The sequence below is a fragment of the Phocaeicola sp. ICN-14070 genome, assembly GCF_037892625.1.
GTDB classification, from domain to species: Bacteria; Bacteroidota; Bacteroidia; order Bacteroidales; family Bacteroidaceae; genus Phocaeicola; species Phocaeicola plebeius.
In genome coordinates, this window is the sequence record NZ_JBBKBF010000181.1 from 1 (window position 1) to 472 (window position 472).

1 protein-coding gene is annotated in these 472 nt (G+C 51.7%); it reads right to left on the bottom strand.

Going from position 1 to position 472, the window contains the following annotated elements:
• A partial coding sequence (locus WKT20_RS18200) for an NAD-dependent epimerase/dehydratase family protein (RefSeq protein ID WP_340417885.1) occupies positions 1-472 on the bottom strand: 472 nt, incomplete at both ends.

Here is a 472-nt window from a genome sequence, read left to right on the forward strand (position 1 = left end):
GCAGTTACGGATTTCAGTAATACCGTCCGCATTTTTCTTTGACGCATCATACGTCTGCTTGAAGTCTACGTTCAGCAACACATGTACGCTGGCATCCGCCATTTCTTCACTCCACAAAAACTCACGCATCGGCTTGCCCGTACCCCAGAGCGTAACAGCTTCCGGTGTGATGCCGAACTTCGCCAGCTTTTCCAGAATCTCTTCGTCCGTATTACTTCCGTTTACACCTTCCACCGGGCGCAGGTTGATATCCTTGCGTACCGCATCCCAGTCGCCCTCGTTCAGGCATTTCGCCAGGTGAATCTTGCGGATCATGGCCGGCAGTACGTGACTGTTTTCCAGGTGGAAATTATCATTCGGTCCGTACAGGTTGGTCGGCATTACGGCGATGTAATTCGTGCCATACTGCAGGTTGAAGCTTTCACACATCTTCAGTCCCGCAATCTTCGCGATGGCATACGGCTCGTTCGTA